This window comes from Stenotrophomonas sp. BIO128-Bstrain, assembly GCF_030128875.1.
Classification (GTDB): Bacteria; Pseudomonadota; Gammaproteobacteria; order Xanthomonadales; family Xanthomonadaceae; genus Stenotrophomonas; species Stenotrophomonas bentonitica_A.
The window spans coordinates 3,349,383-3,375,587 of sequence record NZ_CP124620.1 but is presented as its reverse complement, the minus strand read 5'-3'; the positions used below and the strand labels follow the sequence as shown (position 1 = coordinate 3,375,587).

Here is a 26,205-nt window from a genome sequence, read left to right as displayed (position 1 = left end):
CCAATGAAACCTAGCTTCGCACAAATACGACGGGCCCTGTATGTGACGGTGTGCGCATTCGCGCTCTCTGGTGCCGCACAGGCGCAGGATGGCGCGCTGGAACTGATGCAGGCCCGGCAGGCGGTCGACAAGGCCACCCAGGCCGATGCCGACCAGTACGCCCCGGACCTGATCGCCGTGGCCCGGCAGGGCCTGGAGCAGGCCCAGCGCGCCGCCGGTGACCGCCGCGAGCGCAAGAACGCGCCGATGCTGGCCGTTCGCGCCACGGTCGACGCCGACCTGGCCCGCGCCCGCAGCGAGGAAGCCACCGCTACGGCCCAGCTGCAGCTGCGCCGCAATGAAGTCACCCAGCTGCAGCGCCAGCTCGCCACCGGGGAAGACCGCTGATGATCTCCACCAAGATGCGCATGCCCTGCCTGCTGCTGGCCGCCAGCCTCAGCCTGCCGCTGATGGCCCAGGCCGCCGATGACCCGGCGGTGGCCCAGCTCACCCAGCGCCTGATGGCGATCCAGGCCAACCCGGATGCCGCCCAGCTGGCCGCCTTCGAGCGCCTGCAGGCCCAGCAGGCCGTGGCCGACCTGGCCAAGGCCAAGCGCCGCGATCTGGACCAGGCCCGTTACCTGGCCGAGCGCCGGGTCGAGATCGCCGAGACCAGCGTCCGTGCCGCGTTGGCCCAGCGTGAGGTCGACCAGCTCGAGCGCACCCGCAGCGAGTTGTTGATCGAAGCCAGCCGCCGCGATGCCCAGCGGGCGCGCCAGGAAGCCGAGCGCCTGCGCGTCCAGGCCCAGATCCAGGCCGAGGAAAGCGAGCGCCTGCGCCAGGCGGCCGAGCAGGAAGCGTTGGCCCGCCAGGACGCCGAAACCGCGCTGACCAGCGTGGCCGGCAAGCAGACCGCGCGCCTGAGTGCGGCCCAGCAGAATGCCGCCAAGCTGGCCCGTGAAGAAGCCGAGCTGGTGTCGGGCAGCAAGCTGCCGGGCTCGAAGTTCGAGTCCCGCGGGGAAGTGTTCACCTTCAGCGGCGACGCCTTTGCCGCCGGCAAGGGCAGCCTGTCCGGCGGGGCCAAGGGCCAGGCCAAGGCCCTGGCCGAGTACCTGAACATCGGCAAGAAGGGCCGGGTCCGGATCGAAGCCTATGACGCGGCCGCCGGCGTCGGCCAACAGCGCGCCGAGGCGCTGCGCGATGCACTCGTGGCCGCCGGTGTCAGTGCCAGCCGGCTGCAGGTCAGCGGCAAGAAGGCCGCGGCGACCAAGGCCCGTTCGGCGGAAGTCATCATCGCGCCCTGATGCCGGGCCGGTGTTGCGTCATGACCGCGGGTCATGACGCAACTGGTTGTTTTTGTTTAATTTCCGTTGTTCTGCGCGTTCAGCCTGAACCCTGCCTAGGCGCGGTCGACGATATCGTTTGAAAGGGTTGAACCGGTCCCGAAGCAAGCGTAGGGTCAGTTGTCCGGGTCGCCTTCCGCGGCCTGGACGATTGGAGGGCCGGCAATGCACCAGCGCCACGAACCACAGCAGTCGCAGGTCCAGTACGCACTGGACGCCGCCGCGGGTTCGCAGGTCACGGTTGCCCGGCACTCCGCCCCAAGCAGCGCCCCGTGCCGTCAGGCCGGGGCGTTCTTGTTTCTGCAGAAGCGATAGGAGGTTCATCATGTTTGAAGGTCAGCCCCAGAGCGATATCGACGCACGGCGCAAGCAGGATCCCGAATTCAAGGCGCTCTACGAACGGCACCAGAAGTTGAACAAGAAGTGCATGGATGCCGAGCTGGGTGTGCTCCCGATAGACAGCCTCACCCTGGGACAGATGAAGCGTGAAAAGCTGCTGGCCAAGCAGAAACTGGAACGGATGTACGCCTCCCCCGTGCACTGACCCCTCTTGCCACCCTACGTCGCGGGCGGTTCCGGTCTCCTCGTCGACCGGTGCCGTCCGCGCCGCTCCGGGTCCGTTCCCGCAGCGGCAATCCGGCCGCAGGGCCGATGAACGCGGCAACCTGACTTTCGCCGCCAACCGTCGGATAATCACCGGTCCGGCCGCATTGCGGCGCGAATCGATGTGAACCGATGGCAATCCACTCCTCCGTACTCGAACTCATTGGCCAGACCCCGATCGTCAAGGCCCAGCGCCTGGATACGGGGGTCTGCGAGCTTTACCTGAAGCTCGAGAGTGCCAATCCCGGAGGATCGATCAAGGACCGCATCGGCCTGTCGATGATCGAAGCCGCCGAGAAGCGTGGCGACCTCAAGCCGGGCGCGACCCTGGTCGAGGGCACCGCCGGCAACACCGGCCTGGGCCTGGCGCTGGTCGCCCAGCAGAAGGGCTACAAGCTGATCCTGGTCGTGCCGGACAAGATGAGCCGCGAGAAGATCTTCAACCTCAAGGCGATGGGCGCCGAAGTGCGCCTGACCCGTTCGGACGTGGCCAAGGGCCACCCGGAGTACTACCAGGACATGGCCAAGCGCGTGGCCGAGGAAACCCCCGGCGCGTACTTCATCAACCAGTTCGGCAACCCGGACAACCCGGCCGCGCACGAATTCGGCACCGGCCCGGAAATCCTGGCGCAGATGGACGGCGACCTGGACGCGATCGTGTTCGGCTGTGGCAGCTCGGGCACCATGACCGGCCTGTCGCGCGCCTTCGCCACCCTCTCGCCGAAGACCGAGCTGGTCCTGGCCGATCCGGTCGGCTCGATCCTGGCCGAGTACATCAATGATGGCGTGCTCAACGACAAGTCGGGCAGCTGGCTGGTGGAAGGCATCGGCGAAGACTTCCTGCCCTCGATCGCCGATTTCAGCCGCGTCACGAAGGCCTACGCGATCAGCGATGCCGAGAGCTTCCACACCGCCCGTGAACTGCTGGGCAAGGAAGGTATCCTCGGCGGTTCCTCCACCGGCACCCTGCTGGCCGCGGCGCTGAAGTACTGCAAGGAGCAGACCACCCCGAAGAAGGTCCTGGTGCTGGTCTGCGACACCGGCAACAAGTATCTGTCCAAGATGTACAACGACTACTGGATGCTGGACAACGGCTTCTTGGAGCGCCCGCAGTCGGGCGACCTGCGCGACCTGATCCTGCGCCCGTACGGCCAGCGCGACACTGTCGTGATCGGCCCGAACGACCTGCTGACCACCGCCTACCAGCGCATGAAGCTGTATGACGTGTCGCAGCTGCCGGTGATGGACGGCGACCAGCTGGTCGGCATCGTGGATGAAAGCGACGTGCTGCTGCATGTCTACGGCGATGAAGCCCGTTTCCGCGACCCGGTGGCCACCGCGATGGTCAGCAAGCTGGACCGCCTGGACGTGAAATCCCCGATCGAGGCCCTGCTGCCGGTGTTCGACCGTGGCCAGGTCGCCATCGTCATGGATGGCGCCAACTTCCTCGGCCTGATCACCCGCATCGACCTGCTGAACTACCTGCGCCGGCGCGTACAGTAAGCGTCTGTGTCGCAATGAACCCATGTTTATCCGCGTCAACGGCCGATTAAGCCACCGCTGATAGACTTCCGCTCCTTTTGCGGGGCCCCCCATGGGGGCTCCTCTTGCTGGGAAACAACATGTCCGATCACGCTTCTTCCGGGCACGGCGACCGCTCGCTCGCCCTGGCTACCCTGGCCATCCACGGCGGCCAATCGCCGGATCCGAGCACCGGCGCGGTGATGCCGCCGATCTATGCGACCTCCACCTACGCCCAGTCCAGCCCCGGCGAGCACCAGGGCTTCGAGTACTCGCGTACCCACAATCCCACCCGCTTCGCCTACGAACGTTGCGTGGCCTCCCTGGAAGGCGGCAGCCGCGGTTACGCGTTCGCCTCGGGCATGGCCGCCAGCTCCACGGTGATGGAGCTGCTGGATGCCGGCAGCCACGTGGTGGCGATGGACGATATCTATGGCGGCACCTTCCGCCTGTTCGAGCGCGTGCGTAAGCGCACCGCCGGCCTTCAGTTCAGCTTCGTCGACCTGACCGACCTGGCCGCGTTCGAGGCCTCGATCACCCCGCAGACGAAGATGGTCTGGATCGAGACCCCGACCAACCCGATGCTGAAGATCGTGGACATCGCCGCAGTCGCTGCGATCGCCAAGCGCCACAACCTGCTGGTGGTGGTTGACAACACCTTCGCCTCGCCGATGCTGCAGCGCCCGCTGGAGCAGGGCGCGGACCTGGTCCTGCACTCGGCCACCAAGTACCTCAACGGGCACTCGGACATGGTCGGCGGCATGGTGGTGGTCGGTGACAACGCCGAACTGGCCGAGCAGATGGCCTTCCTGCAGAACTCCATCGGCGCGGTGCAGGGGCCGTTCGACAGCTTCCTGGCCCTGCGCGGCCTGAAGACCCTGCCGCTGCGCATGAAGGCACACTGCGCCAACGCGCTGGCCCTGGCCCAGTGGCTGGAAAAGCACCCGGCCGTCGAGAAGGTTATCTACCCCGGCCTGACCTCGCACCCGCAGCATGAACTGGCGACCCGCCAGATGAATGGCTACGGCGGCATTGTTTCGATCGTGCTCAAGGGCGGTTTCGAGGCGGCCAAGCGTTTCTGCGAGAAGACCGAACTGTTCACCCTGGCCGAGTCGCTGGGGGGCGTGGAAAGCCTGGTCAACCATCCTGCGGTGATGACGCATGCCTCGATCCCGGTCGAGCGCCGCGAGAAGCTGGGCATCAGCGATGCGCTGGTGCGGCTGAGCGTGGGGGTTGAGGAGTTGGGGGATCTGCAGGTGGATCTGGAAGGGGCGCTTTCGAGCCATGAATGAGGGCGCAGAGCGTCCGCGCCACGGTGAGCAGCGGCGGGCCCCTTCGCTGGGGTTGCTGATGCTGAGCCTGTCAGCGTGGATCAGAGGGCAGCATTGGTTGCAGGCGATCTACCGCCATCGTCCGCAAGGTCTGCGCAATCGCGCTTCCTCGTTGCTGGCCGCGCGCGCCAGCGGCCGCGCGCGGTTTCCACGCACCCCCCGCTGGGCGCTGCAGCCCAGCGCCCACCACGGGACGCTCCGCGCGGAGAGATCTGCGGGCAGCGGTACCGGCGTGAACATCTTGGGTTACATACGGGGGCAGTTTGGCTTGGCCGAAAGTGCGCGCTTGTATGCGCGCGCGCTGATCGAAGCCGGGGCGGATGTTGCCCTGTACGACATCGACCTCGACCTGCCGCATGGCTGGGACGATCACAGCCTGGATGGCTGGATTGGCACTGAAACGCCCCACCCGGTCAGCATCCTCTTCGTCAACCCGGATTGCCTTCAGCCCGCCCTGGCGCAGATCGGTGCGGCACGGCTGCAGGGGCGATACCTGATCGCCTGCTGGTTCTGGGAGCTGGAGGCCATTCCCGAGGAATGGATAGAGGCGCTGGAGCACGTGGATGAGGTGATGGTCGCCAGTCAGTTCGTCGAGGATGCATTCCGGCGCGTGACCGACAAACCTGTGCTGCGTGTGCCGCTGCCCTTGAGCACGCTGCCCGACAGCGGCCTTGAGCGTGCGGATTTCGGCCTGGAGGAGGAGAAGTTCACGTTCCTGGTCACCTTCGACTTCAACTCCTGGATCGCCCGGAAGAATCCCTACGCTGTCTTGAATGCCTTCCGCGAGGCATTCCCTGCGGGTCGCGATGATGTCCGCCTGCTGATCAAATCAAGCAACGGTTTTCGCCACCCGGATCGCTTCCGGACCTTGTTGAAGGAGGTCGAGGCCGATGCCCGGGTCGTGGTCCGGGACGAGGTGATCGATCGCGCCCACGTCAATGCCCTTCAGCGCTGCTGCGATGTCTACGTTTCCCTGCATCGGTCCGAGGGCTTCGGCCTCGGTCTTGCCGAATGCATGGCGATGGGAAAACCGGTGATCGCGACCAACTGGTCCGGGAACCTGGACTTCATGGACGCCGACTGCGCGGCATTGGTGGGCTACCGGATGGTGGCGGTCCAGCCGGGCGAGTATCCGCACGGCGAAGGCCAGTACTGGGCCGAAGCGGATATCGCCGAAGCGGCCCTGTGGATGCGCAAGCTGGCCGATGATCCGCAGGCGGCGCGTGAACTGGGGCAGCGTGGGCGCGAGAACGTCACGCAGGTGCTTTCGCGCGAGCGGGCAGCCGAGCATATTCTTGCCCGCCTGGGTCAAATTGAACTGGACCGGTCGCGCCATGCCGGTAAGAACGATCTGGAAGAATCCGCCCGGAGGGGCACTCCATGAAAAACATGCTGCGAGCATTGTGGGCATATCGCTTCTTCATTCTTTCGTCCATCCGAAACGAGCTTCGGCTTCGTTTCATACGCAGCAGGCTCGGCGCGCTGTGGATGATCATCCACCCGCTCATGCAGGTGCTCATCTTCGCCACGATTCTGTCCGAGGTGCTGGCGGCAAAACTTCCCGGCATCGACAACAAATATGCATACGCGCTGTATTTGATGGCCGGTACCTTGTGCTGGACGATGTTCGCCGAGACGGTGGGCAAGTCAGTGAACCTGTTCGTCGACAGCGGCAATCTGATGAAAAAGATGGCGTTTCCGCGGATCTGCCTGCCGTTCATCGCCGGCGGAACGATGCTCGTCAACAACCTGCTGCTGCTGGTGGCGATCTTCGCGGTATTTGCCGTGCTCGGGCATTTCCCGGACATGCAGGCCTGGTGGCTGCCGGCGCTGATGGTGCTCACGCTGACGTTTGCGATGTCCATCGGGCTTCTGCTCGGGGTGCTCAACGTCTTCATGCGGGACATCGGCCAGGTCGTGCCGGTGGTGCTGCAGGCCCTGTTCTGGCTGACCCCCATCGTCTATCACATAAAGATCCTGCCCCCGAGCGTGCAGAAGGTCTTCAAGCTCAATCCGTTGTTCCCGCTTGTCACCAGTTACCAGAATGTCCTGGTGTTCAACAAGCCGCCCGTCTGGGCGGACCTGGTGTGGATGATTCTGACAACCCTTCTGATGGGAATGGCCGCCCTGATCGTGTTCCGGCGTGCCAGTCCTGAAATGGTGGATGCTCTATGAGCGGCGAGTTGAAGGTGGAGGGCGTAGGCAAGGCGTACCGTGTATGGCGCAGCGAGTGGCTGCGCGCTGCGCGCTGGTTCGGGATGCCCACCCGGCCACGCGAGGAGACCTGGGTGCTCAGGGATGTGTCCTTCTCCATTGCACCCGGTGAAGCGGTGGGTGTGATCGGACAGAACGGCGCGGGCAAGAGTACGTTGCTCAAACTCATCACCGGCACGGCGCAGCCCACCGAAGGCCAGGTGACACGGACAGGCCGGGTCGCGGCGATCCTCGAGCTCGGCATGGGCTTCAACCCCGACCTCACCGGGCGCCAGAACGCCTTCCATTCCGCTGGGCTCATGGGGTATTCCCAGGAGCAGATCGCGCAGGCGATGCAGGGAATCCAGGATTTCGCCGAAGTGGGTGACTATTTCGATCAGCCGGTCCGGACCTATTCCAGCGGCATGCAGGTGCGCGTGGCCTTCGCGGTGGCGACTGCATTCACGCCTGACCTGCTGATCGTCGACGAAGCACTGGCCGTGGGTGACAGCTACTTCCAGCACAAGAGCTTTGATCGCATGCGGCGTTTCCGCGAGGAAGGCACCTCGATCATGCTCGTGTCGCACAGCCCTGGCGACGTCAAGGCGCTGTGCGATCGGGTCATCCTTCTCGACAAGGGGCGCGTGCTCAGGGATGGCGCCCCGGATGAGGTCATCGATTACTACAACGCTCTGATTGCGCGAAAGGAAAACGAGCAGCTCACCGTAGAGCAGCGGCGCGACAAGTCCGGGTGGGTGATGACCCGCAGTGGGAGTGGCAAGGTGGTGGCGCGCAGGCTTCGGCTCGTGGATGCACACACGGGCGATGACGTCGCGCTCGCGACCGTGGGCCAGCGGTTGAGGCTGGTGCTGGAGGCCGAAGCGCATGATGCGATCCCCAGCTTGGTGCTGGGTTTCATGCTGCGCGACAAGCAGGGGCACGTGGTGTGGGGGAGCAACACATGGCATACCGGCCAGGTCCAGCGTGACATCGCGGCCGGCGAGTGCGTGCGTTACTCGCTGGATTTCACCTGCCGGCTCGGCCCGGGCTCATACTCGGTTTCCCCCGCATTGGTAAGCACCGAAACGCATCTGGTGGACAACTACGAATGGGTGGACAACCTCCTCGTGTTCGAAGTGATGAATGCTGGCCAACCCCTCTTTATCGGCAGTAACTGGCTCGACGCGTCGTTCGCGGTCGAGCGCGACGCCGTTGAACGCTGACGGAACCAGGAAAAAGCATGTTCAATCTGATTTCCTACGCCCAGAACTTTGAAGACGTCATCCTGTGGCGTGCTTTGGGCCATATCGAGCAGGGACGCTACATCGATGTCGGTGCACAGAGCCCCGATGAACATTCGGTCAGCCGACTCTTCTATGACAAGGGCTGGCGCGGCGTGCACGTCGAGCCGACCCAGCATTACTCCACCCTGCTGCGCGAGCGGCGGGCCGATGAGCAGGTCCTGCAGGCGGCCGTCAGTGATGCGCGGGGCGAGCTGCGCTTCTTCGACATCACGGATACCGGGCTGAGCACCACGGATGAGGCCATCGCGGCGTCGCGCCGTGAGGCGGGGTTCGACGTGCATGAAGTGCGCGTCCCGGCCATCACGCTGGATGACGTCATCGAGAAGGGAGGTCCCGGTGACGTGCACTGGCTCAAGATCGATGTGGAGGGCGCAGAGTTCCAGGTGGTAGCCGGTTGGCAGGGCGATCGCCGGCCGTGGCTGCTGGTGATCGAGAGCACACGACCGCTGAGCCCCGAGCCCAGCCACCAGCAATGGGAGCCGTTGGTCCTGCAGAAAGGCTATGAGTTTGCCTACTTCGATGGCCTCAACCGCTTCTATGTGAGCAATGAGCATCCGGAGCTGAAAGCCGCACTGACATGCGGGCCCAACGTGTTCGATGCGTTCGTGCTCTCGCCCGACTCGACCTTCTGCGCGGCCGCGAATGCCGTTGCGGCCGAGCGACAGGCTGCGATGCATGCCACGATCCACGGGCTTCACGGCAGTGTCCAGGAGATGGGCGCGCGCACGGCGGCGATCGAGGCTGAACGTGCGTCGGCGATCGAGGAAGCGCAAGGCCTGCGTGCGCAGGCCGAGGCGCTGCGCCAGGAGCTGGACGCGCAGACGGCCGAGGCCCAGGTTCTTCGTGGCGACGCCGCGGCGCTCCAGCATGAAGTGAGCGTTCTGTCAGAGGCGATGGAAGCCTACAAGGAAGACTTCGAGTGCGCGCGTGGGCAAACCCACTCCGAGCGTGGCGAGGTCGTGCGCCGGGATCACGAGCTGGCCGCCGAGCGTGAGCTCATCCAGCAACTGCTGAACAGCAAGTCGTGGCGCATCACCCGTCCGCTGCGCACGCTCTCCGGCTTCGCGCAGAGGTCCAGGACGTCGCCGAAGGATGTCCTGCGCGAGACGACCGTGGGCGCCATGCGCGCGGTGCTTGCACGTCCCCTGCTCGGGCGCTGGATAAACCAGTGCGTGAAGCTGGTTCCACCGCTTCACGAGCGGCTGAGGTTGCTCGCCAGCCACCGGGGCATAGTCGCCCCGTTGCCACAGGTGGCGATCGTTACCGCGCTTGGGCAGGTGACGAATTTTGATGGCCACGAAGATGATCAGCGCCTTTCCGCCCGCGCACGCTGGATCCACGCCCAGCTGCGCGCTGCACAGTCCAGACAGGAAGTTTGAGCATGCGTATCGTTATTGACCTGCAAGGCGCGCAGTCGGAGAGCCGCTACCGCGGTATCGGCAGATACAGCCTTTCGCTCGCCCTGGCTGTTGCACGCGACAATCGTGGCCACGACGTCCACATCGTGCTCAACGGTGCGTTTGCCGACACCATTGCGACCATTCGCAAGGCATTCGAGGGATTGCTTGCGCCGGGAAACATCCATGTATGGCACGTGCCTCTGCCCGTTCATGGCATGGATCGTTCAAACGTCGATCGCATCCGCGATGCCGAGATCATCCGCGAGGCGGCCATTGCGGCGCTGTCGCCGGATGTCGTGCATCTGTCGAGCCTCTTCGAAGGATACGGCGACAACTCCGTCACCAGCGTGGGCGTTGTGTCGGATGTTCCGACCGTGGTGACGCTTTACGATCTCATTCCGCTGATGAATCCAGCGACTTACCTGGATCCCGTTCCCCCGTATCGGATGTATTACGAGGAAAAGCTCGCTGATCTGCGCCGTGCGGATGCCCTGGTGGCCATTTCACAGAGCGCCGCGGATGAGGCCCGGGATGTACTGGGCTTCGATCGTGACAAGGTCTTCAATATCTCCGGCGCCTGCGACGACGTCTTCAAGCCGTTGCCGAAGGACTCCATCACGCTGCGCAGGGTGAAGGAGAAGTATGGCATTGCGACGGACTTCATCCTGTACACCGGCGGCTCGGACAACCGCAAGAACCTGGTGCGGCTGGTGCAGGCCTACGCGGGCCTCGAGCCCCGGCAGCGCAGCATGCTCAGGCTGGTGATGGCCGGCCGGATGCACGGTCCCCACATCGAGGAATTGATGGCACTGGGGGCCGCGTCCGGGCTGCGGACGGAAGAGCTGATCTTTACCGGCTATGTGTCCGACCGCGACCTGGTCGCACTCTACAACCGCTGCCGGTTCTTCGTGTTTCCCTCCTGGCACGAAGGCTTCGGCCTGCCCGTGCTGGAAGCCATGAACTGCGGGGCGGCAGTGCTCGCCTCCGATGCGTCGAGCATCCGGGAGATCGCCACGCGCAAGGACGCGATGTTCGATCCGATGGACGTGGCGTCCATCCGCGATTGCATGGCACGCCACCTAGATGATGAGGCGGCGCTGGTAGACCTGCGGGAATACGCGCTGACGCGTGGGGCGCAGTTCTCATGGCCCCTGGTGGCGGCTGCACTGCTGGATGCGTGCGAGACCGTGCATGCCGGACACAAGGCCAAGGTAGTATCTGCCGATCGGATCCTGTTGGATGCGACGACCGCGTTGGCCGCCAGGGCGGATCGGGAGCCGTCCAGCACGCTGGCACTGTCCGATGCGCTGGACAGATCCATTTCCCCGATGCAGCGCCAGTTGCTGGTGGACGTATCCGAGCTGGCCGCGCACGACCATCGAACCGGCATCCAACGCGTCACGCGCGCTGTCGTCTCGGAGTGGATGGCCAACCCGCCGGCCGGGTACCGGATCCAGCTCATCCGGATCGACCGCGCTTCACGTCAGTATGTGTGCGCGAACGAATACATGGGGCAGTTGACTGGCCAGCAGGGCCAGGATGGCCCCTTGGTCTGCCATGCCGGCGACGCCTTCCTCGGTCTTGACCTAGTAGGGGATACGGCATCGCTTATCCCGCACTGGTTCGAGTATTTCCGCGCCACCGGTGTCAGCATCGCCTTCGTCGTCTACGACATCCTGCCGGTCCGACACCCTGAGTGGTGGCCGTTGGACGGCGGGCGTTATCACGAGCGCTGGCTGCGCGCGGTGGCCGAGTATTCGGATCGGTTGATCTGCATTTCCGCGGCGGTTGCCGAAGACGTGCGCAGCTGGATGGACCAGAGCCTGCTCGAGCATCGGCCCGAACTCTCCTGGTTCCACCTGGGGGCGGACATCACCGGCAGCACCCCAAGCAAAGGCCTGCCGGCAGACGGTCCGTCCATCGTGCAGCGGATAAAGGCCGGAACCAGCTTCCTGATGGTCGGCACCCTGGAGCCGCGCAAAGGCCACGCGCAGGCGCTGGCGGCCTTCGAACGGCTGTGGTCGGACGGCGAGGACGCGATGTTGGTCATCGTGGGCAAGCGCGGGTGGCTGGTGGATGAGCTGTGCGACCTGATCGCCCGCCACCCCGAGCGCGGGCGACGCCTGTTCTGGCTGGAGGCCATCAGTGACGAGTATCTGGAGCAGATCTATGCTGCCTCGTCCTGCCTGCTCGCTGCATCCCAAGGCGAGGGGTTCGGCCTGCCCTTGATCGAAGCGGCCCAGCTTGGCATGCCGGTACTGGCACGCGACCTACCCGTATTCAGGGAGGTCGCGGGCGACCATTCCAGCTACTTCAGCGGTGTGGGCTTCGACGCCCTGGCCGACGCCGTGGTCGATTGGATGCGTGCAGAGAAGGCGGGCACGCTGCCCGACATCCAGAAGTTGCGGTGGCTGACCTGGAAAGAGAGTGCCAAGCAGCTCGAACAGGCCCTACTGGCGCCGCTGGCGGTGAAAGGGCGGGGAGGGTCCCGTAATGTATGATCCGGCCCTGTTGACAGGGACGGGGGCCCGCAGGGGACCAGTCATGGAACGGCCACCACGCGCCCGCGAGCCGCAGCATCGCGGCGTCATTATCAAACAAGAGTGAAGGAACTATGAGCAGCAAGAAGGCGATCATTACCGGTATCACCGGACAGGACGGTGCGTATTTGGCCCAGCTCCTGCTGGAGAAGGGCTATGAGGTCCATGGCGCCTATCGCCGCACGAGCTCGGTGAACTTCTGGCGCATGGACGAGTTGGGGGTCACCCGGCATCCGAACCTTCATCTGGTCGAGTACGACCTCACCGATCTTGGCACCACGATGGCGATGGTGCAGAAGATCCAGCCGGACGAGATCTACAACCTGGCCGCCCAGAGCTTCGTCGGCGTGAGCTTCGAGCAGCCCTCCACCACGGCGCAGATCACCGGCGTGGGTGCTCTGAACCTGCTCGAGGCGATCCGCCTGCTGAATCCGAAGATCCGCTTCTATCAGGCCTCGACCTCGGAAATGTTCGGGAAAGTCCAGGCAGTGCCGCAGAAGGAAGACACGCCGTTCTATCCGCGCAGCCCGTACGGTGTCGCCAAGCTCTACGCACATTGGATCACGGTCAACTACCGCGAGAGTTACAACATCTTCGGTTCCAGCGGCATCCTGTTCAACCACGAGAGCCCCCTTCGCGGTCGTGAGTTCGTGACGCGCAAGATCACCGACTCCGTCGCCAAGATCAAACTGGGCCAGCTTGATGTGCTGGAACTGGGCAATCTGGATGCAAAGCGCGACTGGGGTTTTGCCAAGGAGTATGTCGAGGGAATGTGGCGGATGCTGCAGGCCGACGAACCGGATACGTTCGTGCTCGCCACCAACCGCACCGAGACGGTCCGTGATTTTGTCACGATGGCGTTCAAGGGCGCCGGTATAGATGTCGAATTCCGCGGCAGCGACATCAATGAAACGGCGGTCGATACCGCGACGGGCAAAACGCTGGTTCGCATCAACGAGAAGTTCCACCGCCCGGCTGAAGTGGACCTGCTGATCGGTGATCCCGCCAAGGCAGAGCGCATTCTCGGCTGGAAGCCACAGACCACGCTGGAGGCACTGTGCCAGATGATGGTCGAAGCGGACCTCAAGAGGAATGAGCGTGGCTTCTCGTTCTGATCTCGCCCACAAGCGGGTCCTGGTGACGGGAGCGTCCGGTTTTACCGGGCGCTACATGGTGGCCGAGCTTCAGTCCCAGCAGTGCCATGTCATTGAGGTAGGCTCGCAGGGCGGCGTGCCTGGCGCGCATGAATCGCATCTCGCTGACCTGCGCGACGCGCAGGCGCTGACGGCACTGGTCCAGGCGACGCGGCCCGATGTCATCGTGCATCTGGCTGCGCTGGCCTTTGTCGGCCATGGCAGCGTGGAAGAGTTTTACAGCGTCAACCTGATGGGAACGCGAAACCTGCTTTCAGCGGTGGAGCAGGCTGGGCTGGCGCTGGATCGCGTATTGCTGGCAAGCAGCGCGAACGTCTACGGCAATGCTGCTGCGGGGGTGCTGGATGAAGGTACCCCGCCTGCACCGGCCAACGATTACGCGGTCAGCAAGCTGGCGATGGAGTATGTCGCCGGGCTGTGGAAGGAGCGGCTGCCGATAACAGTCGTGCGTCCGTTCAATTACACCGGCGTTGGCCAGGCAGAGCAGTTCCTTGTCCCGAAGATCGTGTCCCACTTTGCCCGTCGAGCGCCCCTGCTTGAGCTCGGCAATTTGGAGGTATCCCGGGATTTCGGCGACGTCCGCGCGGTGGTGTCCGCCTATCGGCAGTTGCTTGAGACACCTGAAGCGGCCGGCCAGGTGGTGAATGTGTGCTCCGGTCGCGGCCACACCCTGGCCGATATCCTGGCCATGTGTGAAACCCTCAGCGGCCACTCCCTGGACGTACGGGTAAACCCCGCGTTCGTGCGGGCCAATGAAGTCAAGGTCCTGCTCGGAGATAACCGCCGCCTGCTCGACCTGATCGGCAGTTGGAACAGCCCGCCATTGGAACAGACGCTTGCCTGGATGCTGCAGGCAGCGGCCCCCGGCACGCCGGTCGGCGGAGCCGGCTGAGCACCGGCTCCTCGCACGCTCGTGCGGCGAAACTCGCTTACAATTGCTTAACTAACAGGGGGCGGTTCCACGGCATGCCCACGGCATGCTGGCCGCTCACCGCTGATCCCGAGGATAGGGTTGCATGTCTGACAATCAACAACGCGTATTGGTGACTGGTGGCGCCGGCTTCCTGGGATCCCATCTCTGTGACCGTCTGATTGCAGCGGGCCACGACGTCCTCTGCGTGGACAATTTCTATACCGGCAGCAAGAACAACGTCGAAGGGCTGATCGGGCACAAGCATTTCGAACTGATGCGCCACGACGTCACGTTCCCACTCTACGTCGAGGTCGATCGCATCTTCAATCTGGCATGCCCGGCTTCGCCGGTTCATTACCAGTACGATCCGGTGCAGACGACCAAGACCAGCGTGCACGGCGCGATCAACATGCTCGGCTTGGCCAAGCGCGTGGGCGCCCGCATCCTGCAGGCGAGCACCAGCGAAGTCTACGGGGATCCCGAGATCCACCCACAGGTGGAAGGCTACTGGGGACGCGTGAATCCGATCGGTATCCGCAGCTGCTACGACGAAGGCAAGCGCTGCGCTGAAACCCTGTTCTTCGATTACTGGCGGCAGCACCAGCTGGAAATCAAGGTCATGCGTATCTTCAACACGTATGGTCCCCGCATGCATCCCAACGATGGCCGGGTGGTCAGCAATTTCATCGTGCAGGCACTGAAAGGCGAGCCGATCACCATCTATGGCGATGGTACGCAGACGCGCAGCTTCTGCTATGTCGATGACCTCATCGAAGGCATGCTGCGTTTGATGGATTCCCCAGCCGATTTCACCGGCCCGGTCAATATCGGCAATCCGGGCGAGTTCACCATGCTCGAGCTTGCCGAGACGGTGATCCGCTTGGTCGGGGGAAGCTCGAAGATCGAACACCGCCCCCTGCCTTCGGATGATCCGAAGCAGCGTCAGCCGGATATCAGCTTGGCAAAAACGACACTCGACTGGCAGCCGAAGGTCGCACTCGAGGATGGACTGAAGGAGACCATCTCCTACTTCCGCCATCGTCTGCAGGCCTGAGGGAAGCGAACATGCGCAAGATCGTAGTGATGCCGGTGTACGAGGACGTCGAGGCGTCCACCAAGCTGTTCCAGGAGTTGCGGCGCACCCAGGGTTCGGCAACCTACATCGTCGCCGTGGATGACGGCTCCGTCCGCCAGCCGGTGGATGTCGCTGCGATCTCTGCTGCCGGCCTGGAGGGTGTGGTCATCCGGCTACGACGCAATGTTGGCCATCAGCGCGCCATCGCGATCGGCCTGAGCTACGTCGCAGAGAATTTCGGCGACGATGCCGTCGTGATCGCGATGGATTCCGATGGTGAGGACACGCCGGAGAGCATCACCGAACTTATCGCCGGCCTGGATGCCGCCGATGTCGATGTGGTGGTCGCAACGCGCAAGAGCCGCGTGGAGTCGCTGAAGTTCAAGACGTTCTACATCGTCTACAAGATGCTGTTCTCGCTGCTGAGTGGTCGGCAGATCAGCTTCGGAAACTTCATGGCGGCCAAGATGCCTGCCGTGCGCCGCCTGGCGTCCATGCAGGAGTTGTGGACGCATGTGGCCGCGTCCGTGCTCGGCTCGAAGCTTCGCGTGCGGACCTGTGCGCTTGATCGCGGCCCGCGCTATGCGGGGCGAAGCAAAATGAACTTCGTCGGCCTGGCGCTGCATGGCTTCCGTGCGTTGATGGTCTTTGCGGAAGACGTGCTGGTGCGTGTGGGGATTGCGTGCGTCCTGGTGGCCGGGCTTTCGGTCGCAGGCGGTGTGATCGCCATGCTGCTCAAGGCCCTCGGATTTGCGACGCCGGGCTGGTTCTCGCTGGCATTCGGCATCCTGCTGCTGGTGTTCCTGCAGACGGCCGCGCTGACGCTGATCGTGCTCATGCTCTCGGGCATGATCCGCAGTGGCGGGGTACTCGCCACGAGTACCTATCGCGAGTTCATCCATGAGGTCCTGCATGCCCGCGCGCGGTGAGACCGGCCTGCGCGGGCAGCTGTTGCGTTACATCATCAATGGGCTGGTAGCTACGGCCGTCCATTACGCGGTGCTTCGCTTCAACATTGAAGTGCTTGAGATCCCGCTTGCCGGCGTGGCAAATGCGATCGCTGCCGTTTTCGGTATCGCCGTTTCCTTCATCGGCAGCCGCTACTTCGTATTCCGTGCCGTTGACAAGGGCATCGTCCGGCAGGGCGCGCTGTTCCTTGCAGTCTATGCGTGCATAGCCGTCCTGCACGGTCTGGTTCTCTATGTATGGACCGATCGGATGGGGTATGACTACACGATCGGCTTCATTCTTGCGACAGGCATGCAGATGGCGTGCAGCTTCGTGGCGAACAAACTCCTGGTGTTCAAATGAACCGCTACCTCCGTGCCGCTCTTGCCACTGCGGCATTCGTCGTTGTGCTGCTCTGCGTCCATTACGCGCATATCCGCTTCCTGCGGGTCGACGTCGTGCTTTATGCGGCCTTGCTCGATGCAGTCGTGGCGATCGTCATCACCGCGCTCGGACTGTTTCTGTTTCGTCAGGCGGCCCATTTCTCCGGGCTGGAGCGCGCCCTGCTGGTCCTGTTCTGGGCGATGGGCGGGTATGCATTCGCGATCAGCGTGCCCACCGTGGTCGACCGCTCGCTCTCCTTCTACATCCTGGAGAAACTCCAGCAGCGCGGCGGTGGGATCCAGCAGGCGCGGATGAAAGATGTGTTCATCGACGAGTACATGGTCGAGCATCGCTTGGTGGATATCCGGCTGACCGAACAGCTCCAGTCAGGAACGATCACGATCAACGATGGATGCGTGAGATTGACGGAGAAGGGGCAGAACGTGGCCAGTCTTGGCCGCTTCTACCGCACCCATTTCCTGCCCAAACAGCGGCTGATCATGGGTAACTATTCGTCGGATCTGACCGATCCGTTCCGCAGCAGCGCACAGCAGGTGGACTACCAGTGCCGATGAGACTGACCGCCTTCCTTGCCAGCAAGGCCGGTGCCTGGACCCTACGGGTGGGCGGCATGCTGCTGGTGGCTGCATTCGCGGTCGCATGGGCGGCATTCGTGCTTGGCCCAGTGCCGCTGGATGTCCACGATACCCACTGGATCTGGGGCGACCTGGCACAGGTGCACATCGCCTGGCAGCAGTACCTTTCCGATCCGGATGTGCAGTGGCTGAGTTCCACTCGCCTGAGCTATCCGCAGCCGCTGAGCATCTCGTTGTTCGACCCGATGCCGCTGCTGCTGCTGCTCGCGCGCCCGTTCGCTGCGATTGCCGATCCTGGAACCCAGTTCTTCGGTTATTACTTCCTGTCCTGCCTTGTGCTGCAGGGTGTGTTCGGCTATTTCGCCGCGTTGAACGCGCTTCGCCTCGGCGGCGTGTCGAAGGGAATCTCTTCGATCGTCATCGCAATGCTGGTCGGTGTGCTGTTCGCGAGCATCCCATACACATTCTATCGTTTCCAGGGGCACACGGCACTGTCCTCCCACTGGATCCTGGTGCTGTCGATATGGGTTTCGCTGGCAGGCTGGGACTGGCGCGGCGCACGCTGGTATGCAGCAAACGGTGCGGTGGTGTTCATCGCGACGGGATTGAATCCGTATCTGGCGCTGCTGGTCTGTGCGAGCACGAGCGTGCTGGTCGTGATGTCCTGGCGGGTGCTTGGCCTGCGCGAAGTCGTGCAACGTGTGCTCGTGGTGGCAATGATCGCCGCGCTGGGCCTGGCCTTGTTCGGATTCATGGACGGATCAAATGCCTACAGCGGAGGTTACGGCGTCTATTCCATGAACCTGCTGGGCCCATTCGATTCAAACGGTGTGGCCCGCCTGCTGCCGCTGGACGTGCCCGATGCCACGACCGGGCAGACGTTCGAGGGCTACACCTATGTAGGACTCGGCGTACTGTTGCTGGTGCTGGCCGCGTTGCTTGCCTACGTGAACCATCGCGCCGGGCCGAACCGCTTTCCGTTCGTCCCCGCCCTGTGCGTGGTCGTCTGCTGCACACTGCTGGCCCTCTCGGCCACGGTGACGCTGGCTACCCACGTTCTCGAGATTCCGATTCCCAAGCTCGCGACCTACCTGCTGTCGCGGTTCCGCGGCAGCGGCCGCCTGTTCTGGATGGCCGGTTTCTGGCTCATTCTCATTTCCGTCGTCGCCTGTTCCATGCGATTCGGTGCGCGGCGTGCGGCGCTGCTGCTTTCCGTGCTGGTGGTCGTGCAACTCGTCGATATCCGCTCCATCGGTAGCAACGTGCGCACGACCATCGCCTCCGCGAACGCGCTCCGGATTGCAGGTGTGCCGGCCGGTTCCTACAGCGCACTGCTGGTTTTCCCGGCCTGGCAATGCGACAACCAAGGCACGCCCGGCGGCGGAGTGCGCAATTACGAGGCCGTCGGACAGCTCGCAGCGACGCTCGGCATCCCCACCAACAATTTCTACGCCGCCAGAACGCCGGCCGATCAGTCCGCGTTTCATTGCGACTACGCCGCCCGCCTGAAGCAGCCGGATCCGCGTGCTGTGTACCTCGTCTCGACAGCCTTGCTGGAGACGTACGGTGACGGCTTGCGTGCAGCGCATGCGTGTTCGCCGCTGGAAGGGGACGAAGGAGCCTGGAAATGCATGCCGCAACAGCCGTAAGGATGGCAGGGCGTCCCACTGTCGTGACGGCAGTCGGCTGGGCCGTGGCCCTGCTGGCAGTGGGGTGCGTGCTGTACGCCGCGCTTCGCATCGCGCAGTTCAACCCGACCGATTATGCAGCCTGGCAGGCGGACTGGCGGTTGGCTGCGGAATGCATAGGCCGCGATGCCTATCCCTGTCCAGGGATGAGCAAATTCCCCCTGTCCTATCTGGTGGTCGCCTGGATCGCGGCGACCTTCGATGGCAGTGATCGCGTTGCGTTGACATCGGTCAATCTGCTGTTTCTCACGCTTCCCCTGCTGTGTCTGATCCCACTGCACGGCGTGCGGCGGCTGTGGCTGACCGGCTGGCCCTTCGTGCTGGCCCTCGCGTTGAGCCCGCTGCCGGTGTTTTATGTGGCCAGCGGCGCGCTCGAAATCCAGTCGGGCATCCTTTCCGGCATCTACATCGGCGCGTTCGCAATGGCATTGGCCACGCCCGGTCTGAGGGTCCACGGCTGGCTCGCCGTCATCCTGGTCGTATCCGGCTTTACGTTCCCGCTCTACAAGGACACGATCGGTGCCTTCGCAGGGCTCGCCATCGTTGTTCTGCTGTGGCGGCAGCGTGCGCATCTGGTGGCCGTGTGGAAGCAGGACGGAGGGCGCCGGGCACTGATCCGTACCGCAGCCCTGGCCGCCTTGCCCGTGATGTTCGCGCAGATCGCCGGTGCGGCCTACAGCGCGTTCAAGTACGGGGTGCCGCTTCCGGTGGCCTACATGGAAGAAGCGCAGCACACCGCACCGGGCCTGGCCAAGAGCGCGGAGTTCCTGTTCGGATCGCTGTTCTCGCCTAACGGCGGTCTGCTCATCTTCTGGGGCCTGCCCGGCTTGGTCGCCCTGTGGTGCTGGCGCTGGTCAGGTTGGAAGCTTGATCGGGCTGCGGTCATGGCTGGCATCGCGGTGCTGGCCATCTCCTGCCTCGCATTCGCACGTTGGTGGGCACCATTTGGCTGGGATGGTTGGGGCAACCGTCTGCTGGTCCCGGCCGCGCTCGGACTAGTGGTGGCCATCATGATCTCGCTGCGTCCGGTCGAGCAGGGGGCTGCGGTGCCCGTCATGCACCGGCACCGTGCCTCGATGGTGGCCAGTCTGCCCCTCCTGGTCTGCTCGGCTTACTACGTCGCCATTCCCTATTTGTCACCGGTCGGCGCCGCAATGCCCGCCACGCTCTGGCCGGGTCCGCACTGCGCACGGCTGCAGCAGGCGATTCCCGACGAGGCGCTTGCCAATGGGCTCGCCTTCTGGAAGAGCGGCGTCTACTACAACTGTGCGAGGGAGCGCATGCTGCATGTGCCCGCTCCGCAATACTCACGTCATTGAGATGAGTCGCATGAAGATTGCAATTGCTGGTACCGGTTACGTTGGCCTTTCCAATGGTGTGCTGCTGGCCCGGCACCACGAGGTGGTCGCGCTTGACCTTGTCGCCGAGAAGGTAGAGAAGCTCAATCGCGGTGAGTCGCCCATCGTCGACGCGGACATAGAAGCGGCGCTGGCCGGGAGTGAACTCGATTTTCGAGCCACGCTGGATCCCCGTGATGCCTACGAAGGCGCCACATTCGTCATCATCGCCACGCCCACCGATTACGATCCGGTGACGAATTACTTCAACACGCGCTCGATCGAATCGGTCATCACGCAGGTGCTGGAGATCAATCCGCAGGCGACGATGATCATCAAGTCGACGATCCCGGTGGGCTTCACGACGAAGGCGCGCGATCAGTTCGGCACCGACAACATCATCTTCTCCCCGGAGTTCCTGCGTGAAGGTCGTGCCCTGCACGACAACCTCCACCCCTCCCGGATCATCGTGGGCGACCACTCCGAGGCGGCAAGGACCTTTGCATCGCTGCTGCAGGAAGGCGCAGAGAAGAAGGACGTCCCGGTCCTGTTCACCGATTCCACCGAGGCCGAAGCCATCAAGCTCTTCGCCAACACCTATCTGGCCATGCGCGTGTCCTACTTCAACGAGCTGGACACCTATGCCCAGACGCATGGCCTGGACAGCCGGCAGATCATCGAGGGGATCTCGCTGGATCCGCGGATCGGCGGTGGGTACAACAACCCGTCGTTCGGGTATGGCGGCTACTGCCTGCCCAAGGATACCAAGCAGCTGCTGGCCAACTACCAGGCGGTGCCGCAGAATCTGATCCGCGCCATCGTCGACTCGAACACGACCCGGAAGGACTTCATTGCCGCCGATATCCTCGCGCGCAAGCCCAAGGTCGTCGGCGTGTACCGGTTGATCATGAAGGCCGGCTCGGATAATTTCCGGTCGTCCAGCATCCAGGGGATCATGAAGCGGATCAAGGCAAAGGGCGTCGAGGTGATCGTGCATGAGCCGGCGCTCGAGGCCACGGAGTTCTACAACTCCCGTGTGGTCAACGATCTGGCCAGCTTCAAGGCTCAGTCGGATGTCATCATCAGCAATCGGATGGCGGAGATTCTCACGGATGTGGCCGACAAGGTGTATACGCGGGATCTTTTCGGCGACAACTGACGGTGTAGCGACGGCCCTCGTGCCGTGCAACGAAAAGGGCCGGGTATCGCTACCCGGCCCTTTTCCGTTTGCGAGCTCTGGCGGGCTCAGGCCCGCCCGTAGCTGTCCTCGAAGCGAACGATATCGTCCTCACCCAGATAGCTGCCGGACTGTACTTCAATCAGCTCCAGCGGCAGCCTGCCCGGGTTCTTCAGGCGGTGGGTGACGCCCAGCGGGATGTAGGTGCTCTGGTTCTCGGTGAGCAGGATGACCTCCTCGCCACGCGTCACCTCGGCGGTCCCACTCACGACGATCCAGTGTTCGGCGCGGTGATGGTGCATCTGCAGGCTGAGGGTCGCACCCGGCTTGACCGTGATGCGCTTGACCTGGAAACGCGTGCCGCTATCGATGGAGTCGTAGGCGCCCCACGGTCGGTAGACCTTGCGATGCGCGGCTGCCTCACTGCGGCCGTCCCGCTTGATCTTCCCGACGATCTCCTTGACATCCTGTACACGGTCCTTGTGACCGACAAACACGGCGTCGTCGGTTTCAACCACCACCACGTCCCGCAGGCCGACCATGGTGATCAGTCGCGTGCCGTATGCGTAGCTGTCTTTGCAGTCCAGCGCGATCACATCGCCGTGGTAGGCGTTGCCGTCGGCATCCTTGTCCGATACGTCCCAGAGTGCCGACCAGGAACCGACATCGTTCCATCCGGCATCCAGCGGCACGACGGCGGCATCGGCGGTCTTTTCCATCACTGCGTAATCGATGGAATCGTTCGGGCTGGCGGCAAACGCGTCTGCATCCAGGCGGACGAAGTCATTGTCGCGGCTGGCCTTGTCCAACGCGGTGCGGCATGCGGCAAGGATGGCCGGCTGGAGTGCTTCCAGTTCGGAAAGGTAGCGCGAGGCCTTGAACAGGAACATGCCACTGTTCCAGTAATACTCGCCGGAAGCGACATACTGCTCGGCGGTCTGCAGGTTCGGCTTCTCCACGAAGCGCTCTACAGCGCGTACGCCGTCCCCACTGACGGCCTTGATGTAACCGTAGCCCGTTTCCGGCGCGGTCGGCACGATGCCGAAGGTGACCAGCTTTCCTGCCTCGGCTGCAACCGCGGCCTGCTGCACGGCAGCGTGGAACGCCGGCTCGTTGCGCACCACATGATCCGATGGAAGCACCAGCAGCAGCGCATCGTCGCCATTGGACAATGCCTGCAGCGCGGCGATGGCAATCGCCGGCGCGGTGTTTCGACCAATCGGCTCCAAGATCAACGCTTGGGGAGCCACGTTGCACTCACGCAGTTGCTCGGCCGCCATGAACCGATGTTCCTGGTTGGCGACGACAATCGGCGGCTTGCCGGCGATGGAAGCAACGCGCTTCCACGTGGCCTGCAGCATGGTGTCGTCGCCGACGAGAGGCAGGAACTGCTTCGGATACACCTCGCGCGACAGCGGCCAGAGACGGGTGCCGGAGCCGCCGGAGAGGATCACGGGAATAATAGGCAACATGTTGTTTCTTCCTGAATCAATTATTGGATGGACTGCCGCCGATCAGCGCGGTCAGCTCATCGGTACGGGACTTCAGCAGTGCCGCGTCTCCACGGCTTTCCACATTCAGGCGTAACAGCGGCTCGGTGTTGGAGCTGCGCAGATTGAAGCGCCATTGTGCGAACTCGGCACTGACACCATCGGTATTATCCATGGTCGGCTGCTGGCTTTCGTAATGCGCCAGCACGCGGGCCACCGTCGCCTTGGCGTCATCGACGCGGAAGTTGATTTCGCCGCTGCAAGGGAAGGCTTGCATGCGATCGGCCACCAGCTCGCCGAGCGTCTTTCCGGTGCTGGAAACCAGGCCGGCGATAAGCAGCCACGGAATCATGCCCGAATCGCAATACGCGAATTCACGGAAATAATGGTGGGCGCTCATCTCGCCGCCATAGATGGCGTCTTCAGCACGCATGCGCTCCTTGATGAATGCATGGCCCGTCTTGCTCATGATCGGCACGCCGCCGGCCTGCTCGGCCATCTCCACGGTGTTCCAAGTCAGGCGTGGGTCATGGATGATCTTGCCGCCGGGCGTACGTGCGATCAGGGTGGGGGCCAGCAGGCCAACGAGGTAGTAACCTTCGATGAAGTTGCCCTCGGCGTCGAAGAAGAAGCACCGGTCGAAATCGCCGTCCCAGGCGATACCGAAGTCGGCACCGTGTTCCCGTACAGCGTCCCGGGTCGCGCTGCGGTTTTCCTGCAGCAGCGGGTTGGGAATGCCGTTGGGGAAGCTGCCATCCGGTGCGTGCTGGATGCTGATGAATTCGAAGGGCAGGTGAGGGGCCAGCGCGTCGATGACGATGCCTGCACCGCCGTTGCCGGCATTGGTGACGATCTTCAAGGGCTTCAGATCGTTGAGGTCGACATAGCCCAGAAGATGCTGGATATACGCCGACTTGCCCGTATCCCGGGTCACACTGCCCTTACCCTGGCCCAGCGGCGTATCCGACGCTGCGAAATCCCGGACGGTGAAAAGCCCAGTGTCGCCACTGATTGGCTTTGCATCCTCGCGGACCAGCTTCATCCCGTTGTAGTCCATCGGATTATGGCTGGCGGTGACCATGATGCCGCCGGCCGCCTTGCGATGGAATGTCTGGAAATACACTTCCTCCGTTCCGCACAGGCCGATATCGATGACATCGCGAGCACTGGCGGTCAGCCCCTCGATCGCCGCAGCGTGCAGCTCGGGGCTGCTGAGGCGGATGTCGTGACCCACCACGACGGGGCCAGGCCCGAGCAGGGCGGCGGTGCCTGCACCAATGCGGCGGGCAAGGCGCTCGTCCAGCTCATCCGGAACGCGACCACGGATGTCATAGGCCTTGAAACACGAAAGGGTCATCAATGCACTCCTGACGGGGGTGACCGCTAATTATATGGACAGCTTTCGCAAGGCCGGGTGATCCCGGAGGCATCGCTGTGCCAATGCCGACAGAATCAGTGACGCTGGATAACCCGTTGATTATCCAGCGTCTTGATGCCATGTTCAGCCCAACGCGGCTTCCAGCTCCGGCAGCAGGGTGAACAGATCCCCCACCAGGCCGATATCGGCGATCTCGAAGATCGGCGAGTCCGGGTCCTTGTTGATCGCCACGATGGTCCCGGCGTCCTTGATGCCGGTCAGGTGCTGGATGGCACCGCTGATGCCGACGGCCACGTACAGCTCCGGCGAGATGATCTTGCCGGTCTGGCCGACCTGCAGGTCGCTCGGCACATAGCCGGCGTCCACGGCGGCGCGGGAGGCACCGACCGCGGCACCGAGCTTGTCGGCCAGCTGGAAGATCACCTTGAAGTTCTCTTCCGAGCCCACGCCACGGCCGCCGGACACTACACGCTTGGCGCTCTGCAGGTCCGGGCGGTCGGTGGCACCGGCGGCGAGGCCGATGAAGCGGGTGTGGCTCGGCAGAGTCGCATCGACGCTGGCCGCTTCCACGCTGGCGCTGCCGCCCTTGGCTGCTTCCGGCCAGGAGGCGGCACGCACGGTGGCCACGACGATCTGGTCGGCCGGGACCTCCACGGTGATGATCGCGTTGCCGGCGTAGATCGGGCGCTTGAAGCTGTGGCTGCCTTCGACGGTCATCAGGTCCGAGACCTGGTTGACGCCCAGCAGGGCGGCCACGCACGGCATCAGGTCCTTGCCGAAGGTGGTCGAGGGGCCGAACACGTGGGTGTAGCCGGTGGCCAGCTGCGCGATCTGCGGAGCCAGCACCTGGGCGAGCGCCTGCGCGTTGGGGGCGTTGGCTACGGTCAGCACCTTGGCCACGCCCGCCAGCTGCGCAGCCTCGGCGGCCACGGCGGCCGGATCGGCGGCCAGCACCAGCACGTCGATGCTGGCGCCGCTGATCGCGAAGGCCGCGCTGACGGTCTTGGCGGTGGCGGCGTTGAGCTTGCCGTCGTGGTGTTCAGCGACAACGAGGATCTTGGTCATTACAGCAACCCCTTCTGCTTGAGTGCGGCGACCAGTTCGGCCGCGTCCTTGACCATCACGCCCTTGCTGCGCTTGACCGGCGCGGCGTACTGGGTGGTCTTGAAGGTATCGGCGGCATCCACGCCGAGGTCGGCCAGCTGCAGGGTCTCCAGCGGCTTGGCCTTGGCCTTCATGATGTCGGGCAGCTTGATGAAGCGCGGCTCGTTCAGGCGCAGGTCCGTGGTGACCACGGCCGGCAGGTCGACTTCCAGCGTTTCCAGGCCGGCGTCGACTTCACGGGTGACCGTGGCCTTGCCGTCGGCAATGTCCAGCTTGCTGGCGAAGGTCGCCTGCGGGCGGCCCCACAGCGTGGCCAGCATCTGGCCGGTCTGGTTGGCGTCGTCGTCGATGGCCTGCTTGCCCAGGATCACCAGGTCCGGCTGTTCCTTCTCGACCAGCTTGAGCAGGGTGCGGGCGGCGGTCAGCGGCTGGATCGCCTGGTCGGTCACGACATGGATGGCGCGGTTGGCGCCCATGGCCAGGCCGTTGCGCAGGTGCGCCTGGGCATCGGCCGGTGCGATCGTGGCGACCACGACCTCGGTGGCGATGCCCTTGTCGCGCAGGCGAAGCGCTTCTTCCAGGGCGATTTCATCGAACGGGTTGGGGGACAGCTTGACGCCGTCGGTGACCACGCCGGAACCGTCCGGCTTGACCTGAATGCGGACGTTGTAGTCCACCACGCGCTTGTACGCGACGAGGATTTTCATCTGGTGCTGGATCCTTCAATAACGGGAGAACGTCCGGTTC

Annotated in this window: 23 protein-coding genes; 19 read left to right on the top strand and 4 right to left on the bottom strand. The window is 63.8% G+C overall.

The genetic code is table 11. The features are described from left to right. Positions 1-3 precede the first annotated feature (3 nt). From POS15_RS15430 to POS15_RS15340, 19 genes are all read left to right on the top strand, one after another. Complete coding sequence (locus POS15_RS15430) at positions 4-387, top strand: DUF4398 domain-containing protein (RefSeq protein WP_037553012.1); 384 nt, start codon at positions 4-6, stop codon at positions 385-387. A gap of 62 nt (positions 388-449) precedes the next feature. Then, on the top strand, positions 450-1,283 hold the full coding sequence (locus POS15_RS15425) for a hypothetical protein (RefSeq protein WP_237393598.1): 834 nt from the start codon (positions 450-452) through the stop codon (positions 1,281-1,283). A gap of 364 nt (positions 1,284-1,647) precedes the next feature. Then, entirely contained in the window at positions 1,648-1,866 is a 219-nt protein-coding gene (locus POS15_RS15420) for a YdcH family protein (RefSeq protein WP_019182593.1), read from the top strand. Positions 1,867-2,057: 191 nt separating this feature from the next. After that, on the top strand, positions 2,058-3,428 hold the full coding sequence (locus POS15_RS15415) for a pyridoxal-phosphate dependent enzyme (protein ID WP_019182592.1): 1,371 nt from the start codon (positions 2,058-2,060) through the stop codon (positions 3,426-3,428). A gap of 119 nt (positions 3,429-3,547) precedes the next feature. Beyond that, the gene (locus POS15_RS15410) at positions 3,548-4,738 is read left to right on the top strand and encodes a cystathionine gamma-synthase (protein WP_284128421.1); all 1,191 of its coding nucleotides are present in this window, start codon (positions 3,548-3,550) and stop codon (positions 4,736-4,738) included. Beyond that, positions 4,731-6,161 (top strand): glycosyltransferase family 4 protein, encoded by a 1,431-nt coding sequence (locus POS15_RS15405; RefSeq protein WP_284128420.1) that lies wholly within the window; start codon positions 4,731-4,733, stop codon positions 6,159-6,161. The genes POS15_RS15410 and POS15_RS15405 overlap by 8 nt, the downstream gene beginning before the upstream one ends. Further along, entirely contained in the window at positions 6,158-6,952 is a 795-nt protein-coding gene (locus POS15_RS15400) for an ABC transporter permease (protein WP_284128419.1), read from the top strand. Before POS15_RS15405 ends, POS15_RS15400 begins: the two co-directional genes overlap by 4 nt. Beyond that, positions 6,949-8,193, top strand: coding sequence for an ABC transporter ATP-binding protein (locus tag POS15_RS15395; protein ID WP_284128418.1), 1,245 nt, complete (start codon positions 6,949-6,951; stop codon positions 8,191-8,193). Before POS15_RS15400 ends, POS15_RS15395 begins: the two co-directional genes overlap by 4 nt. 17 nt (positions 8,194-8,210) lie before the next feature. Beyond that, positions 8,211-9,653: an FkbM family methyltransferase gene (locus tag POS15_RS15390; RefSeq protein WP_284128417.1), complete on the top strand. Its 1,443-nt coding sequence runs from the start codon at positions 8,211-8,213 to the stop codon at positions 9,651-9,653. 2 nt (positions 9,654-9,655) lie between these two features. Then, the gene (locus tag POS15_RS15385) at positions 9,656-12,175 is read left to right on the top strand and encodes a glycosyltransferase family 1 protein (RefSeq protein ID WP_284128416.1); all 2,520 of its coding nucleotides are present in this window, start codon (positions 9,656-9,658) and stop codon (positions 12,173-12,175) included. Positions 12,176-12,288: 113 nt separating this feature from the next. Next, positions 12,289-13,329, top strand: coding sequence for a GDP-mannose 4,6-dehydratase (gene gmd, locus POS15_RS15380; protein ID WP_284128415.1), 1,041 nt, complete (start codon positions 12,289-12,291; stop codon positions 13,327-13,329). Continuing rightward, positions 13,307-14,260: an NAD-dependent epimerase/dehydratase family protein gene (locus POS15_RS15375; protein WP_284128414.1), complete on the top strand. Its 954-nt coding sequence runs from the start codon at positions 13,307-13,309 to the stop codon at positions 14,258-14,260. The genes gmd and POS15_RS15375 overlap by 23 nt, the downstream gene beginning before the upstream one ends. Before the next feature lie 124 nt (positions 14,261-14,384). Next, positions 14,385-15,335, top strand: coding sequence for a UDP-glucuronic acid decarboxylase family protein (locus POS15_RS15370; RefSeq protein WP_284128413.1), 951 nt, complete (start codon positions 14,385-14,387; stop codon positions 15,333-15,335). An 11-nt stretch (positions 15,336-15,346) separates the two neighbouring features. Further along, entirely contained in the window at positions 15,347-16,285 is a 939-nt protein-coding gene (locus tag POS15_RS15365; protein ID WP_284128412.1) for a glycosyltransferase, read from the top strand. After that, a complete protein-coding gene (locus tag POS15_RS15360; protein ID WP_284128411.1) occupies positions 16,269-16,667 on the top strand; it encodes a GtrA family protein in 399 nt (132 codons plus the stop codon). The genes POS15_RS15365 and POS15_RS15360 overlap by 17 nt, the downstream gene beginning before the upstream one ends. After that, positions 16,664-17,263, top strand: coding sequence for a hypothetical protein (locus POS15_RS15355; RefSeq protein WP_284128410.1), 600 nt, complete (start codon positions 16,664-16,666; stop codon positions 17,261-17,263). Before POS15_RS15360 ends, POS15_RS15355 begins: the two co-directional genes overlap by 4 nt. Beyond that, positions 17,260-18,933 carry a DUF6311 domain-containing protein gene (locus POS15_RS15350; RefSeq protein ID WP_284128409.1) on the top strand — a complete coding sequence of 558 codons (1,674 nt, stop codon included), beginning with the start codon at positions 17,260-17,262 and terminating at the stop codon, positions 18,931-18,933. The genes POS15_RS15355 and POS15_RS15350 overlap by 4 nt, the downstream gene beginning before the upstream one ends. Before the next feature lie 44 nt (positions 18,934-18,977). Continuing rightward, positions 18,978-20,291, top strand: a complete 1,314-nt coding sequence (locus tag POS15_RS15345) for a hypothetical protein (RefSeq protein ID WP_284128408.1) — start codon at positions 18,978-18,980, stop codon at positions 20,289-20,291. A gap of 10 nt (positions 20,292-20,301) precedes the next feature. Further along, positions 20,302-21,468 (top strand): nucleotide sugar dehydrogenase, encoded by a 1,167-nt coding sequence (locus tag POS15_RS15340; RefSeq protein ID WP_284128407.1) that lies wholly within the window; start codon positions 20,302-20,304, stop codon positions 21,466-21,468. A gap of 86 nt (positions 21,469-21,554) precedes the next feature. Here POS15_RS15340 and POS15_RS15335 read toward each other — a convergent pair whose 3' ends face one another. The 4 genes from POS15_RS15335 to POS15_RS15320 all read right to left on the bottom strand — a co-directional run bounded on the left by POS15_RS15335 (position 21,555) and on the right by POS15_RS15320 (position 26,165). Next, entirely contained in the window at positions 21,555-22,958 is a 1,404-nt protein-coding gene (locus POS15_RS15335) for a mannose-1-phosphate guanylyltransferase/mannose-6-phosphate isomerase (protein ID WP_284128406.1), read from the bottom strand. Positions 22,959-22,974: 16 nt separating this feature from the next. Further along, positions 22,975-24,333 (bottom strand): phosphomannomutase, encoded by a 1,359-nt coding sequence (locus POS15_RS15330; protein WP_284128405.1) that lies wholly within the window; start codon positions 24,331-24,333, stop codon positions 22,975-22,977. Between the two features lie 144 nt (positions 24,334-24,477). After that, the gene (locus tag POS15_RS15325) at positions 24,478-25,419 is read right to left on the bottom strand and encodes an electron transfer flavoprotein subunit alpha/FixB family protein (RefSeq protein WP_284128404.1); all 942 of its coding nucleotides are present in this window, start codon (positions 25,417-25,419) and stop codon (positions 24,478-24,480) included. Continuing rightward, positions 25,419-26,165 carry an electron transfer flavoprotein subunit beta/FixA family protein gene (locus POS15_RS15320; protein ID WP_121042567.1) on the bottom strand — a complete coding sequence of 249 codons (747 nt, stop codon included), beginning with the start codon at positions 26,163-26,165 and terminating at the stop codon, positions 25,419-25,421. The genes POS15_RS15325 and POS15_RS15320 overlap by 1 nt, the downstream gene beginning before the upstream one ends. Positions 26,166-26,205 lie beyond the last annotated feature (40 nt).